Source organism: Streptococcus mitis (assembly GCF_000722695.1).
Classification (GTDB): domain Bacteria; phylum Bacillota; class Bacilli; order Lactobacillales; family Streptococcaceae; genus Streptococcus; species Streptococcus mitis_O.
The window spans coordinates 69,221-82,775 of record NZ_JPFU01000015.1 but is presented as its reverse complement, the minus strand read 5'-3'; the positions used below and the strand labels follow the sequence as shown (position 1 = coordinate 82,775).

General features: G+C 40.8%; 27 protein-coding genes. All 27 read left to right on the top strand.

Annotation, left to right across the window (positions count from 1 at the left end):
- Window positions 1-20: 20 nt before the first annotated feature.
- The 27 genes from rplD (at window position 21) to rplQ (ending at window position 13,539) form a co-directional block, all read left to right on the top strand.
- Window positions 21-644, top strand: a complete 624-nt coding sequence (gene rplD, locus SK629_RS09880) for a 50S ribosomal protein L4 (RefSeq protein ID WP_000024537.1) — start codon at window positions 21-23, stop codon at window positions 642-644.
- Window positions 644-940 (top strand): 50S ribosomal protein L23, encoded by a 297-nt coding sequence (locus SK629_RS09875; protein ID WP_001055347.1) that lies wholly within the window; start codon window positions 644-646, stop codon window positions 938-940. The genes rplD and SK629_RS09875 overlap by 1 nt, the downstream gene beginning before the upstream one ends.
- Before the next feature lie 17 nt (window positions 941-957).
- Window positions 958-1,791 carry a 50S ribosomal protein L2 gene (gene rplB, locus SK629_RS09870; protein WP_000512911.1) on the top strand — a complete coding sequence of 278 codons (834 nt, stop codon included), beginning with the start codon at window positions 958-960 and terminating at the stop codon, window positions 1,789-1,791.
- A gap of 103 nt (window positions 1,792-1,894) precedes the next feature.
- Complete coding sequence (gene rpsS / locus SK629_RS09865; protein WP_000533766.1) at window positions 1,895-2,176, top strand: 30S ribosomal protein S19; 282 nt, start codon at window positions 1,895-1,897, stop codon at window positions 2,174-2,176.
- 11 nt (window positions 2,177-2,187) lie between these two features.
- The gene (gene rplV, locus SK629_RS09860) at window positions 2,188-2,532 is read left to right on the top strand and encodes a 50S ribosomal protein L22 (RefSeq protein ID WP_000818137.1); all 345 of its coding nucleotides are present in this window, start codon (window positions 2,188-2,190) and stop codon (window positions 2,530-2,532) included.
- Window positions 2,533-2,544: 12 nt separating this feature from the next.
- Window positions 2,545-3,198, top strand: coding sequence for a 30S ribosomal protein S3 (gene rpsC, locus SK629_RS09855; protein ID WP_000529936.1), 654 nt, complete (start codon window positions 2,545-2,547; stop codon window positions 3,196-3,198).
- 3 nt (window positions 3,199-3,201) lie between these two features.
- Window positions 3,202-3,615, top strand: coding sequence for a 50S ribosomal protein L16 (gene rplP, locus SK629_RS09850; RefSeq protein ID WP_000960946.1), 414 nt, complete (start codon window positions 3,202-3,204; stop codon window positions 3,613-3,615).
- 9 nt (window positions 3,616-3,624) lie between these two features.
- A complete protein-coding gene (gene rpmC / locus SK629_RS09845; RefSeq protein WP_000772918.1) occupies window positions 3,625-3,831 on the top strand; it encodes a 50S ribosomal protein L29 in 207 nt (68 codons plus the stop codon).
- A 24-nt stretch (window positions 3,832-3,855) separates the two neighbouring features.
- Window positions 3,856-4,116 (top strand): 30S ribosomal protein S17, encoded by a 261-nt coding sequence (gene rpsQ / locus SK629_RS09840; RefSeq protein ID WP_000440801.1) that lies wholly within the window; start codon window positions 3,856-3,858, stop codon window positions 4,114-4,116.
- A gap of 25 nt (window positions 4,117-4,141) precedes the next feature.
- The gene (gene rplN / locus SK629_RS09835; protein WP_000616545.1) at window positions 4,142-4,510 is read left to right on the top strand and encodes a 50S ribosomal protein L14; all 369 of its coding nucleotides are present in this window, start codon (window positions 4,142-4,144) and stop codon (window positions 4,508-4,510) included.
- A 77-nt stretch (window positions 4,511-4,587) separates the two neighbouring features.
- On the top strand, window positions 4,588-4,893 hold the full coding sequence (rplX, locus tag SK629_RS09830) for a 50S ribosomal protein L24 (protein WP_000497691.1): 306 nt from the start codon (window positions 4,588-4,590) through the stop codon (window positions 4,891-4,893).
- A gap of 23 nt (window positions 4,894-4,916) precedes the next feature.
- Window positions 4,917-5,459 carry a 50S ribosomal protein L5 gene (gene rplE / locus SK629_RS09825; protein WP_000013542.1) on the top strand — a complete coding sequence of 181 codons (543 nt, stop codon included), beginning with the start codon at window positions 4,917-4,919 and terminating at the stop codon, window positions 5,457-5,459.
- 17 nt (window positions 5,460-5,476) lie between these two features.
- On the top strand, window positions 5,477-5,662 hold the full coding sequence (locus tag SK629_RS09820; RefSeq protein WP_001085697.1) for a type Z 30S ribosomal protein S14: 186 nt from the start codon (window positions 5,477-5,479) through the stop codon (window positions 5,660-5,662).
- Window positions 5,663-5,829: 167 nt separating this feature from the next.
- The gene (rpsH, locus tag SK629_RS09815; RefSeq protein WP_000245504.1) at window positions 5,830-6,228 is read left to right on the top strand and encodes a 30S ribosomal protein S8; all 399 of its coding nucleotides are present in this window, start codon (window positions 5,830-5,832) and stop codon (window positions 6,226-6,228) included.
- Between the two features lie 187 nt (window positions 6,229-6,415).
- Window positions 6,416-6,952: a 50S ribosomal protein L6 gene (rplF, locus tag SK629_RS09810; protein ID WP_033684406.1), complete on the top strand. Its 537-nt coding sequence runs from the start codon at window positions 6,416-6,418 to the stop codon at window positions 6,950-6,952.
- 83 nt (window positions 6,953-7,035) lie between these two features.
- A complete protein-coding gene (gene rplR / locus SK629_RS09805; RefSeq protein ID WP_000624044.1) occupies window positions 7,036-7,392 on the top strand; it encodes a 50S ribosomal protein L18 in 357 nt (118 codons plus the stop codon).
- Between the two features lie 17 nt (window positions 7,393-7,409).
- The gene (gene rpsE, locus SK629_RS09800) at window positions 7,410-7,904 is read left to right on the top strand and encodes a 30S ribosomal protein S5 (RefSeq protein ID WP_000874202.1); all 495 of its coding nucleotides are present in this window, start codon (window positions 7,410-7,412) and stop codon (window positions 7,902-7,904) included.
- A 13-nt stretch (window positions 7,905-7,917) separates the two neighbouring features.
- A complete protein-coding gene (gene rpmD, locus SK629_RS09795; RefSeq protein WP_042901719.1) occupies window positions 7,918-8,100 on the top strand; it encodes a 50S ribosomal protein L30 in 183 nt (60 codons plus the stop codon).
- 144 nt (window positions 8,101-8,244) lie between these two features.
- Window positions 8,245-8,685, top strand: coding sequence for a 50S ribosomal protein L15 (gene rplO / locus SK629_RS09790; protein ID WP_000766087.1), 441 nt, complete (start codon window positions 8,245-8,247; stop codon window positions 8,683-8,685).
- 12 nt (window positions 8,686-8,697) lie between these two features.
- Window positions 8,698-10,008 (top strand): preprotein translocase subunit SecY, encoded by a 1,311-nt coding sequence (secY, locus tag SK629_RS09785; RefSeq protein WP_042901718.1) that lies wholly within the window; start codon window positions 8,698-8,700, stop codon window positions 10,006-10,008.
- Between the two features lie 256 nt (window positions 10,009-10,264).
- Entirely contained in the window at window positions 10,265-10,903 is a 639-nt protein-coding gene (locus SK629_RS09780; RefSeq protein ID WP_042901717.1) for an adenylate kinase, read from the top strand.
- A 116-nt stretch (window positions 10,904-11,019) separates the two neighbouring features.
- Complete coding sequence (gene infA, locus SK629_RS09775) at window positions 11,020-11,238, top strand: translation initiation factor IF-1 (protein ID WP_001029883.1); 219 nt, start codon at window positions 11,020-11,022, stop codon at window positions 11,236-11,238.
- Between the two features lie 24 nt (window positions 11,239-11,262).
- Entirely contained in the window at window positions 11,263-11,379 is a 117-nt protein-coding gene (gene rpmJ / locus SK629_RS09770; protein ID WP_001808836.1) for a 50S ribosomal protein L36, read from the top strand.
- A 17-nt stretch (window positions 11,380-11,396) separates the two neighbouring features.
- Window positions 11,397-11,762 (top strand): 30S ribosomal protein S13, encoded by a 366-nt coding sequence (rpsM, locus tag SK629_RS09765; protein WP_000090781.1) that lies wholly within the window; start codon window positions 11,397-11,399, stop codon window positions 11,760-11,762.
- Between the two features lie 17 nt (window positions 11,763-11,779).
- Window positions 11,780-12,163, top strand: a complete 384-nt coding sequence (gene rpsK, locus SK629_RS09760) for a 30S ribosomal protein S11 (RefSeq protein WP_001118385.1) — start codon at window positions 11,780-11,782, stop codon at window positions 12,161-12,163.
- A 42-nt stretch (window positions 12,164-12,205) separates the two neighbouring features.
- On the top strand, window positions 12,206-13,141 hold the full coding sequence (locus SK629_RS09755) for a DNA-directed RNA polymerase subunit alpha (RefSeq protein ID WP_000568987.1): 936 nt from the start codon (window positions 12,206-12,208) through the stop codon (window positions 13,139-13,141).
- 11 nt (window positions 13,142-13,152) lie between these two features.
- Entirely contained in the window at window positions 13,153-13,539 is a 387-nt protein-coding gene (gene rplQ / locus SK629_RS09750; RefSeq protein ID WP_000331493.1) for a 50S ribosomal protein L17, read from the top strand.
- The last annotated feature ends 16 nt before the right edge of the window (window positions 13,540-13,555 follow it).

Below are 13,555 nucleotides of genomic sequence, written 5' to 3'. Positions count from 1 at the left end.
GAAAGGGGAAATCAGTCACAATGGCAAACGTAACATTATTTGACCAAACTGGTAAAGAAGCTGGCCAAGTTGTTCTTAACGATGCAGTATTTGGTATCGAACCAAATGAATCAGTTGTGTTTGATGTGATCATCAGCCAACGCGCAAGCCTTCGTCAAGGAACACACGCTGTTAAAAACCGCTCTGCAGTATCAGGTGGTGGACGCAAACCATGGCGTCAAAAAGGAACTGGACGTGCTCGTCAAGGTTCTATCCGCTCACCACAATGGCGTGGTGGTGGTGTTGTCTTCGGACCAACTCCACGTTCATACGGCTACAAACTTCCACAAAAAGTTCGTCGCCTAGCTCTTAAATCAGTTTACTCTGAAAAAGTTGCTGAAAACAAATTCGTAGCTGTAGACGCTCTTTCATTTACAGCTCCAAAAACTGCTGAATTTGCAAAAGTTCTTGCAGCATTGAGCATCGATTCTAAAGTTCTTGTTATCCTTGAAGAAGGAAATGAATTCGCAGCTCTTTCAGCTCGTAACCTTCCAAATGTGAAAGTTGCAACTGCTACAACTGCAAGTGTTCTTGACATCGCAAATAGCGACAAACTTCTTGTCACACAAGCAGCTATCTCTAAAATCGAGGAGGTTCTTGCATAATGAATTTGTATGATGTTATCAAAAAACCTGTTATCACTGAAAGCTCAATGGCTCAACTTGAAGCAGGAAAATATGTATTTGAAGTTGACACTCGTGCACACAAACTTTTGATCAAGCAAGCTGTTGAAGCTGCTTTCGAAGGTGTTAAAGTTGCCAATGTTAACACAATCAACGTAAAACCAAAAGCTAAACGTGTTGGACGTTACACTGGTTTTACTAACAAAACTAAAAAAGCTATCATCACACTTACAGCTGATTCTAAAGCAATCGAGTTGTTTGCTGCTGAAGCTGAATAATCTAAGGAGGAAATATCGTGGGAATTCGTGTTTATAAACCAACAACAAACGGTCGCCGTAATATGACTTCTTTGGATTTCGCTGAAATCACAACAAGCACTCCTGAAAAATCATTGCTTGTTGCATTGAAGAGCAAGGCTGGTCGTAACAACAACGGTCGTATCACTGTTCGTCACCAAGGTGGTGGACACAAACGTTTCTACCGTTTGGTTGACTTCAAACGTAACAAAGACAACGTTGAAGCAGTTGTTAAAACTATCGAGTACGATCCAAACCGTTCTGCAAACATCGCTCTTGTACACTACACTGACGGTGTGAAAGCATACATCATCGCTCCAAAAGGTCTTGAAGTAGGTCAACGTATCGTTTCAGGTCCAGAAGCAGATATCAAAGTCGGAAACGCTCTTCCACTTGCTAACATCCCAGTTGGTACTTTGATCCACAACATCGAGTTGAAACCAGGTCGTGGTGGTGAATTGGTACGTGCTGCTGGAGCATCTGCTCAAGTATTGGGTTCTGAAGGTAAATACGTACTTGTTCGTCTTCAATCAGGTGAAGTTCGTATGATTCTTGGAACTTGCCGTGCTACAGTTGGTGTTGTCGGAAACGAACAACATGGACTTGTAAACCTTGGTAAAGCAGGACGTAGCCGTTGGAAAGGTATCCGCCCAACAGTTCGTGGTTCTGTAATGAACCCTAACGATCACCCACACGGTGGTGGTGAAGGTAAAGCACCAGTTGGTCGTAAAGCACCATCTACTCCATGGGGCAAACCTGCTCTTGGTCTTAAAACTCGTAACAAGAAAGCGAAATCTGACAAACTTATCGTTCGTCGTCGCAACGAGAAATAATATTAAACTAGTCGCTTAAGTAACTAGTAAATCCGCCAGCTCGGTAGCGCTCCATGTGAGCGCAAGCCGCTGTGGTACAACATTTAAAGGAGAAAATATAAAAATGGGACGCAGTCTTAAAAAAGGACCTTTCGTCGATGAGCATTTGATGAAAAAAGTTGAAGCTCAAGCTAACGACGAAAAGAAAAAAGTTATTAAAACTTGGTCACGTCGTTCAACGATTTTCCCAAGTTTCATTGGTTACACTATTGCAGTTTATGACGGACGTAAACACGTACCTGTTTACATCCAAGAAGACATGGTAGGTCACAAACTTGGTGAATTTGCACCAACTCGTACTTACAAAGGTCACGCTGCAGACGACAAGAAAACACGTAGAAAATAAGGAGAACATAAATGGCAGAAATTACTTCAGCTAAAGCAATGGCTCGTACAGTACGTGTTTCACCTCGTAAATCACGTCTTGTTCTTGATAACATCCGTGGTAAAAGCGTAGCCGATGCAATCGCAATCTTGACGTTCACTCCAAACAAAGCTGCTGAAATCATCTTGAAAGTTTTGAATTCAGCTGTAGCTAACGCTGAAAACAACTTTGGTTTGGATAAAGCTAACTTGGTAGTATCTGAAGCATTCGCAAACGAAGGACCAACTATGAAACGTTTCCGTCCACGTGCGAAAGGTTCAGCTTCACCAATCAACAAACGTACAGCTCACATCACTGTAGCTGTTGCAGAAAAATAAGGAGGTAAAATCGTGGGTCAAAAAGTACATCCAATTGGTATGCGTGTCGGCATCATCCGTGATTGGGATGCCAAATGGTATGCTGAAAAAGAATACGCGGATTACCTTCATGAAGATCTTGCAATCCGTAAATTCGTTCAAAAAGAACTTGCTGACGCAGCCGTTTCAACTATCGAAATCGAACGCGCAGTAAACAAAGTTAACGTTTCACTTCACACTGCTAAACCAGGTATGGTTATCGGTAAAGGTGGTGCTAACGTTGATGCACTCCGTGCAAAACTTAACAAATTGACTGGAAAACAAGTACACATCAACATCATCGAAATCAAACAACCTGATTTGGATGCTCACCTTGTAGGTGAAGGAATTGCTCGTCAATTGGAGCAACGTGTTGCTTTCCGTCGTGCACAAAAACAAGCAATCCAACGTGCAATGCGTGCTGGAGCAAAAGGAATCAAAACTCAAGTATCAGGTCGTTTGAACGGTGCAGATATCGCCCGTGCTGAAGGATACTCTGAAGGAACTGTTCCACTTCACACACTTCGTGCAGATATCGATTACGCTTGGGAAGAAGCAGATACTACATACGGTAAACTTGGTGTTAAAGTATGGATCTACCGTGGTGAAGTTCTTCCAGCTCGCAAAAACACTAAAGGAGGTAAATAACCAATGTTAGTACCTAAACGTGTTAAACACCGTCGTGAATTCCGTGGAAAAATGCGCGGTGAAGCAAAAGGTGGAAAAGAAGTAGCATTCGGTGAATACGGTCTCCAAGCTACAACTAGCCACTGGATCACTAACCGCCAAATCGAAGCTGCTCGTATCGCCATGACTCGTTACATGAAACGTGGTGGTAAAGTTTGGATTAAAATCTTCCCACACAAATCATACACTGCTAAAGCTATCGGTGTGCGTATGGGATCTGGTAAAGGGGCACCTGAAGGTTGGGTAGCACCAGTTAAACGTGGTAAAGTGATGTTCGAAATCGCTGGTGTATCTGAAGAGATCGCACGCGAAGCGCTTCGTCTTGCTAGCCACAAATTGCCAGTTAAATGTAAATTCGTAAAACGTGAAGCAGAATAAGGAGAAGGCATGAAACTTAATGAAGTAAAAGAATTTGTTAAAGAACTTCGTGGTCTTTCTCAAGAAGAACTCGCGAAGCGCGAAAACGAATTGAAAAAAGAATTGTTTGAACTTCGTTTCCAAGCTGCTACTGGTCAATTGGAACAAACAGCTCGCTTGAAAGAAGTTAAAAAACAAATCGCTCGTATCAAAACAGTTCAATCTGAAGCGAAATAATAGACTAGGGAAGGAGAAATTTCAATGGAACGCAATAATCGTAAAGTTCTTGTTGGACGTGTTGTATCTGACAAAATGGACAAGACAATCACAGTTGTAGTTGAAACAAAACGTAACCACCCAGTCTATGGTAAACGTATTAACTACTCTAAAAAATACAAAGCTCATGATGAAAACAATGTTGCCAAAGAAGGCGATATCGTACGTATCATGGAAACTCGTCCGCTTTCAGCTACAAAACGTTTCCGTCTTGTAGAAGTTGTTGAAGAAGCGGTCATCATCTAATCAAACCTGAAAGGAGAAAACTGAAATGATTCAAACAGAAACTCGTTTGAAAGTCGCAGACAACAGCGGTGCTCGCGAAATCTTGACTATCAAAGTTCTTGGTGGTTCAGGACGTAAATTTGCAAACATCGGTGATGTTATCGTGGCATCTGTAAAACAAGCTACTCCTGGTGGTGCGGTTAAAAAAGGTGACGTTGTTAAAGCAGTTATCGTTCGTACTAAATCAGGTGCTCGTCGTGCTGATGGTTCATACATCAAATTTGACGAAAACGCAGCAGTTATCATCCGTGAAGACAAAACTCCTCGCGGAACACGTATCTTTGGCCCAGTTGCACGTGAATTGCGTGAAGGTGGCTTCATGAAGATCGTGTCACTTGCTCCAGAAGTACTTTAATTTTTAGAAACAAACTAGTCCCCTAGCTTCAAGCTAGGGTGCCCTTATGGGCGTAAGAAAAATCAAGGAGAAACCTAATGTTTGTAAAAAAAGGCGACAAAGTTCGCGTAATCGCTGGTAAAGATAAGGGAACAGAAGCTGTTGTCCTTACTGCCCTTCCAAAAGTAAACAAAGTTATCGTTGAAGGTGTTAACATCGTTAAGAAACACCAACGTCCAACTAACGAGCTTCCTCAAGGTGGTATCATCGAGAAAGAAGCAGCTATCCATGTATCAAACGTTCAAGTTTTGGACAAAAATGGTGTAGCTGGTCGTGTTGGTTACAAATTTGTAGACGGTAAAAAAGTTCGCTACAACAAAAAATCAGGCGAAGTGCTTGATTAATCACGAAGGAAAGGAGAAGTATAATGGCAAATCGTTTAAAAGAAAAATATCTTAATGAAGTAGTTCCTGCTTTGACAGAACAATTCAACTACTCATCAGTGATGGCTGTGCCTAAAGTAGATAAGATCGTTTTGAACATGGGTGTTGGTGAAGCTGTATCAAACGCTAAAAGCCTTGAAAAAGCTGCTGAAGAATTGGCACTTATCTCAGGTCAAAAACCACTTATCACTAAAGCTAAAAAATCAATCGCCGGCTTCCGTCTTCGTGAAGGTGTTGCGATCGGTGCAAAAGTTACCCTTCGTGGTGAACGTATGTACGAATTCTTGGATAAATTGGTTTCAGTTTCACTTCCACGTGTACGTGACTTCCACGGTGTTCCAACAAAATCATTTGATGGACGCGGAAACTACACACTTGGTGTGAAAGAACAATTGATCTTCCCAGAAATCAACTTCGATGACGTCGACAAAACTCGTGGTCTTGACATCGTTATCGTAACAACTGCTAACACTGACGAAGAGTCACGTGCATTGCTTACAGGCCTTGGAATGCCTTTTGCAAAATAATATAGGAGGTAAATCTAATGGCTAAAAAATCAATGATTGCTAAGAACAAACGTCCAGCGAAGTTCTCTACTCAAGCTTATACTCGTTGTGAAAAATGTGGTCGTCCACATTCAGTTTACCGCAAATTTAAACTTTGCCGTGTTTGCTTCCGTGAATTAGCTTACAAAGGACAAATCCCTGGTGTAACAAAAGCATCTTGGTAATTTAAGATATCAAGGGCGTCAAAACTCCAAGTGAAAAAGACCAATTTGCTTTGGAGCATCGCTCCTGCATTAAATTGCCTATTTTTGCTCTTGCTGTTACGCTCTTTGTATCATGTATTAACTAGCAAGTGCAACTTGCAAACTACTAGTAAGAGGAGAAAAACAAAATGGTTATGACTGACCCAATCGCAGACTTCCTAACTCGTATTCGTAACGCTAACCAAGCGAAACACGAAGTACTTGAAGTACCTGCATCAAACATCAAAAAAGGGATTGCTGAAATCCTTAAACGCGAAGGTTTTGTAAAAAACGTTGAAATCATCGAAGATGACAAACAAGGCATCATCCGTGTATTCCTTAAATACGGACCAAACGGTGAAAAAGTTATCACTAACTTGAAACGTGTTTCTAAACCAGGACTTCGTGTCTACAAAAAACGTGAAGACCTTCCAAAAGTTCTTAACGGACTTGGAATTGCTATCCTTTCAACTTCTGAAGGTTTGCTTACTGATAAAGAAGCACGCCAAAAGAATGTTGGTGGTGAGGTTATCGCTTACGTTTGGTAATATTTAGCTCCCAATTTCTTTGTGACTCTTCGTTATCGTCTCTAGCCTAACCCAAAGTTATGCCTGCGAGACGATGCCTAGATTCACTTTGAAATTGAAACCTAAATGTTCCTTTAAATCGAGAAATTGATTTAGCCCCCGTGAAAACTGGCCGTATGGCCTGACAATTTAACAGGAGAAAATAAACATGTCACGTATTGGTAATAAAGTTATCGTGTTGCCTGCTGGTGTTGAACTCACTAACAATGACAACGTTGTAACTGTAAAAGGACCTAAAGGAGAACTTACTCGTGAGTTCTCAAAAGATATTGAAATCCGTGTGGAAGGTACTGAAGTAACTCTTCACCGTCCAAACGATTCAAAAGAAATGAAAACTATCCACGGAACTACTCGTGCCCTTTTGAACAACATGGTTGTTGGTGTATCAGAAGGATTCAAGAAAGAACTTGAAATGCGTGGGGTTGGTTACCGTGCACAACTTCAAGGAACTAAACTTGTTTTGGCTGTTGGTAAATCTCATCCAGACGAAGTTGAAGCTCCAGAAGGAATTACTTTTGAACTTCCAAACCCAACAACAATCGTTGTTAGCGGAATTTCAAAAGAAGTAGTTGGTCAAACAGCTGCTTACGTACGTAGCCTTCGTTCACCAGAACCATATAAAGGTAAAGGTATCCGTTACGTTGGTGAATTCGTTCGCCGTAAAGAAGGTAAAACAGGTAAATAATGTTGAGTGGTTGATTTTCAACCACCAACCTATTTTCCAACTTTGTGCATAGCACACGATTTAAAACTAAAGAGGTGAAAACTGTGATTTCAAAACCAGATAAAAACAAACTCCGCCAAAAACGCCACCGTCGCGTTCGCGGAAAACTCTCTGGAACTGCTGATCGCCCACGTTTGAACGTATTCCGTTCTAATACAGGCATCTACGCTCAAGTGATTGATGACGTAGCGGGTGTAACGCTCGCAAGTGCTTCAACTCTTGACAAAGAAGTTTCAAAAGGAACTAAAACTGAACAAGCCGTTGCTGTCGGTAAACTCGTTGCAGAACGTGCAAACGCTAAAGGTATTTCAGAAGTGGTGTTCGACCGCGGTGGATATCTATATCACGGACGTGTGAAAGCTTTGGCTGATGCAGCTCGTGAAAACGGATTGAAATTCTAATAGGAGGACACTAGAAAATGGCATTTAAAGACAATGCAGTTGAATTAGAAGAACGCGTAGTTGCTGTCAACCGTGTTACAAAAGTTGTTAAAGGTGGACGTCGTCTTCGTTTCGCAGCTCTTGTTGTTGTTGGTGACCACAACGGTCGCGTAGGATTTGGTACTGGTAAAGCTCAAGAAGTTCCAGAAGCAATCCGTAAAGCAGTAGATGATGCTAAGAAAAACTTGATCGAAGTTCCTATGGTTGGAACAACAATCCCACACGAAGTTCTTTCAGAATTCGGTGGAGCTAAAGTATTGTTGAAACCTGCTGTAGAAGGTTCTGGAGTTGCCGCTGGTGGTGCAGTTCGTGCCGTTGTGGAATTGGCAGGTGTGGCAGATATTACATCTAAATCACTTGGTTCTAACACTCCAATCAACATTGTTCGTGCAACTGTTGAAGGTTTGAAACAATTGAAACGCGCTGAAGAAGTTGCTGCCCTTCGTGGTATTTCAGTTTCTGATTTGGCATAAGAAAGGGGATAAAATGGCTCAAATTAAAATTACTTTGACTAAGTCTCCAATCGGACGCATTCCATCACAACGTAAAACTGTTGTAGCACTTGGACTTGGCAAATTGAACAGCTCTGTTATTAAAGAAGATAACGCTGCTATCTGTGGTATGATCACAGCAGTATCTCACTTGGTAACAGTTGAAGAAGTAAACTAATGAATTTTTAGGGGATGTGCACTATACCATCCCCTAAAACTAGATATAGTCATCTATGATGACGTCGTATAGGCGAGTTGATGGGGGAGACAACCTTTTCTCCCTTATCGGCGCTAGCATTTTACAAAAGAGGAGAAAATAAAAATGAAACTTCATGAATTGAAACCTGCAGAAGGTTCTCGTAAAGTACGTAACCGCGTTGGTCGTGGTACTTCATCAGGTAACGGTAAAACATCTGGTCGTGGTCAAAAAGGTCAAAAAGCTCGTAGTGGTGGCGGAGTTCGCCTTGGTTTTGAAGGTGGACAAACTCCATTGTTCCGTCGTCTTCCAAAACGTGGATTCACTAACATTAACGCTAAAGAATACGCAATTGTGAACCTTGACCAATTGAACGTCTTTGAAGATGGTGCTGAGGTTACTCCAGTTGTTCTTATCGAAGCAGGAATTGTTAAAGCTGAAAAATCAGGTATTAAAATTCTTGGTAACGGTGAGTTGACTAAGAAATTGACTGTGAAAGCAGCTAAATTCTCTAAATCAGCTGAAGAAGCTATCACTGCTAAAGGTGGTTCAGTAGAAGTCATCTAAGAGAGGTGACCTATGTTTTTTAAATTATTAAGAGAAGCTCTTAAAGTCAAGCAGGTTCGATCAAAAATTTTATTTACAATTTTTATCGTTTTGGTCTTTCGTATCGGGACTAGCATTACAGTTCCTGGTGTGAATGCTAATAGCTTGAATGCTTTAAGTGGATTATCCTTCTTAAACATGTTGAGCTTGGTGTCAGGAAATGCCATGAAAAACTTCTCAGTTTTTGCTCTTGGTGTTAGCCCCTACATTACGGCCTCTATCGTTGTCCAACTCTTGCAAATGGATATTTTACCCAAGTTTGTAGAGTGGGGTAAACAAGGGGAAGTAGGTCGAAGAAAATTAAATCAAGCTACTCGTTATATTGCTCTTGTTTTAGCCTTTGTGCAATCTATCGGGATTACAGCTGGTTTTAATACTTTGGCTGGAGCTCAATTGTTGAAAACAGCTCTTACTCCACAAGTCTTTATCATGATTGGTATCATCTTAACAGCTGGTAGCATGATTGTGACTTGGTTGGGAGAGCAAATTACAGATAAGGGATACGGAAATGGTGTTTCTATGATTATCTTTGCCGGGATTGTTGCCTCAATTCCAGAGATGATTCAGGGCATCTATGTGGACTACTTTGTGAACGTCCCAAGTAGCCGTATCAGCTCATCTATCATTTTCGTAATCATTTTGATTATTACTGTGTTGTTGATTATTTACTTTACAACTTATGTTCAACAAGCAGAATACAAAATTCCAATCCAATATACTAAGGTTGCACAAGGTGCTCCATCTAGCTCTTACCTTCCTTTGAAAGTAAACCCTGCTGGAGTTATCCCTGTTATCTTCGCAAGTTCGATTACTGCAGCGCCAGCAGCTATTCTACAGTTTTTAAGCGCTACAGGTCATGATTGGGCTTGGGTAAGAACAGCACAAGAAATGCTGGCAACAACTTCACCAACAGGTATTGCTATGTATGCTTTGTTGATTATTCTCTTTACATTCTTCTATACGTTTGTGCAGATTAATCCTGAAAAAGCGGCAGAGAACCTACAAAAGAGCGGTGCCTATATCCATGGAGTTCGTCCTGGTAAAGGTACAGAAGAATATATGTCTAAACTTCTTCGTCGTCTTGCAACTGTTGGTTCCCTCTTCCTTGGTGTGATTTCCATTTTACCGATTGTAGCAAAGGATGTTTTCGGACTTTCAGAAGCAGTTGCTTTTGGAGGAACCAGTCTTTTGATCATTATCTCTACAGGTATTGAAGGAATCAAACAATTGGAAGGTTACCTATTGAAACGTAAGTATGTTGGTTTCATGGATAGAACAGAATAAAAGTATTTACTGATACTCTTCGAAAATCAAATTCAAACCACGTCAGCTTTACCTTGGCGTACTCAAGTACAGCCTGCGGCTAGCTTTCTAGTTTGCTCTTTGATTTTCATTGAGTATGAATCAGTAAATGCTGAGGGAGTGGAGGTTTAAACTCTGACATTTGTGAGAGTTTGGTCTCCCCTCTTCTATTTTGTTTTTAAATAGAGGTGCAAAGACTTTTTACTTCTATTTAAAAATAAAATAAGGAGATCAGATCATGAATCTTTTGATTATGGGCTTACCTGGTGCAGGTAAGGGAACTCAAGCAGCAAAAATCGTAGAACAATTCCATGTTGCACATATCTCAACGGGTGATATGTTCCGCGCTGCTATGGCAAATCAAACTGAAATGGGTGTTCTTGCTAAGTCATACATTGACAAGGGTGAATTGGTTCCTGATGAAGTTACAAATGGAATCGTAAAAGAACGTCTTTCACAAGATGATATTAAAGAAACAGGATTCTTGTTGGATGGTTACCCACGTACAATTGAACAAGCTCATGCCTTGGACAAAACATTGGCTGAACTTGGCATTGAACTAGAAGGTGTCATCAACATTGAAGTGAATCCAGACAGCCTCTTGGAACGTTTGAGTGGCCGTATCATCCACCGCGTAACTGGAGAAACTTTCCACAAGGTCTTTAACCCACCAGTTGACTATAAAGAAGAAGATTACTACCAACGTGAAGATGATAAGCCTGAGACAGTCAAACGTCGTTTGGATGTGAATATTGCTCAAGGGGAACCAATCATTGCTCACTACCGTGCCAAAGGTTTGGTTCATGACATCAAAGGTAATCAGGATATCAATGATGTTTTCTCAGATATCGAAAAAGTATTGACAAATTTGAAATAAAGCGCTTTTCACACTTGCAAAAATCAGCTACAAATGTTATACTGAGATAGTCTGACTTATAATTGTTGTCTCTGTGTCTAGAGGCATCGAATCGAAATTTATGGAGGTGCTTTTGCGTGGCAAAAGACGATGTGATTGAAGTTGAAGGCAAAGTAGTTGATACAATGCCGAATGCAATGTTTACGGTTGAACTTGAAAATGGACATCAGATTTTAGCAACAGTTTCTGGTAAAATTCGTAAAAACTATATTCGTATTTTAGCGGGAGATCGTGTTACTGTCGAAATGAGTCCATATGACTTGACACGTGGACGTATCACTTACCGCTTTAAATAATCGAAAAACTTGGAGGGATAAGAAATGAAAGTAAGACCATCGGTCAAACCAATTTGCGAATACTGTAAAGTTATTCGTCGTAATGGTCGTGTTATGGTAATTTGCCCAGCAAATCCAAAACACAAACAACGTCAAGGATAAGATAGAAAGGAGAAAACATGGCTCGTATTGCTGGAGTTGACATTCCAAATGACAAACGCGTAGTAATCTCATTGACTTATGTTTATGGTATCGGACTTGCAACATCTAAGAAAATTTTGGCTGCTGCTGGAATCTCAGAAGATGTTCGTGTACGTGATCTTACATCAGATCAAGAAGATGCTATCCGTCGTGAAGTGGATGCAATCAAAGTTGAAGGTGACCTTCGTCGTGAAGTAAACTTGAACATCAAACGTTTGATGGAAATCGGTTCATACCGTGGTATCCGTCACCGTCGTGGACTTCCTGTCCGTGGACAAAACACTAAAAACAACGCTCGCACTCGTAAAGGTAAAGCTGTTGCGATTGCTGGTAAGAAAAAATAATATAGGAGGTAAAAGTCTTGGCTAAACCAACACGTAAACGTCGTGTGAAAAAGAATATCGAATCTGGTATTGCTCATATTCACGCTACATTTAATAACACTATTGTTATGATTACTGATGTGCATGGTAATGCAATTGCTTGGTCATCAGCTGGTGCTCTTGGTTTCAAAGGTTCTCGTAAATCTACACCATTCGCTGCTCAAATGGCTTCTGAAGCTGCTGCTAAATCTGCACAAGAACACGGTCTTAAATCAGTTGAAGTTACTGTAAAAGGTCCAGGTTCTGGTCGTGAGTCAGCTATTCGTGCGCTTGCTGCCGCTGGTCTTGAAGTAACAGCAATTCGTGATGTGACTCCAGTGCCACACAATGGTGCTCGTCCTCCAAAACGTCGCCGTGTATAATCATCGCATTACACTGCTTTTCGTTTAAGAGGGAGTAACTAAATGATCGAGTTTGAAAAACCAAATATAACAAAAATTGATGAAAATAAAGATTATGGCAAGTTTGTAATCGAACCACTTGAACGTGGCTACGGTACAACTCTTGGTAACTCTCTTCGTCGTGTACTTCTAGCTTCTCTACCAGGAGCAGCTGTGACATCTATCAACATTGATGGTGTGTTACATGAGTTTGACACAGTTCCAGGTGTTCGTGAAGACGTGATGCAAATCATTCTGAACATTAAAGGAATTGCAGTGAAATCGTACGTTGAAGACGAAAAAATCATCGAACTAGATGTTGAAGGTCCTGCTGAAGTAACAGCTGGTGACATTTTGACAGATAGCGATATTGAAATTGTAAATCCAGATCATTATCTCTTTACAATCGGTGAAGGTTCTTCTCTAAAAGCGACTATGACTGTTAACAGTGGTCGTGGATATGTACCTGCAGATGAAAATAAAAAGGATAATGCACCAGTTGGAACACTTGCTGTAGATTCTATTTATACACCAGTTACAAAAGTCAACTATCAAGTGGAACCTGCTCGTGTAGGTAGCAATGATGGATTCGACAAACTAACCCTTGAAATCTTGACAAATGGAACAATTATTCCAGAAGATGCTTTAGGGCTTTCAGCACGTATTTTGACAGAACATCTTGATTTGTTTACAAATCTTACTGAGATTGCTAAGTCAACTGAAGTGATGAAAGAAGCTGATACTGAATCTGACGACCGTATTTTGGATCGTACGATTGAGGAACTGGACTTGTCTGTGCGTTCATACAACTGTTTGAAACGTGCCGGTATCAATACTGTGCATGACTTGACAGAAAAATCTGAAGCAGAGATGATGAAAGTACGAAATCTTGGACGCAAGAGTTTGGAAGAAGTGAAATTCAAACTTATTGATTTGGGTCTTGGATTAAAAGATAAATAAAGGAGGAATAAATGGCTTACCGTAAACTAGGACGCACTAGCTCACAACGTAAAGCAATGCTTCGCGATTTGACAACTGACCTTTTGATCAACGAATCAATCGTGACAACTGAAGCTCGTGCTAAAGAAATCCGTAAAACTGTTGAAAAAATGATTACTCTAGGTAAACGTGGTGATTTGCATGCACGTCGTCAAGCAGCTGCTTTCGTACGTAATGAAATCGCATCTGAAAACTATGATGAAGCAACTGATAAGTACACTTCTACTACAGCACTTCAAAAATTGTTCTCAGAAATCGCACCTCGTTATGCTGAACGTAATGGTGGATACACTCGTATCCTTAAAACTGAACCACGTCGTGGTGATGCAGCGCCAATGGCGATCATCGAATTAGTATAAAATCATCAATTTTGTT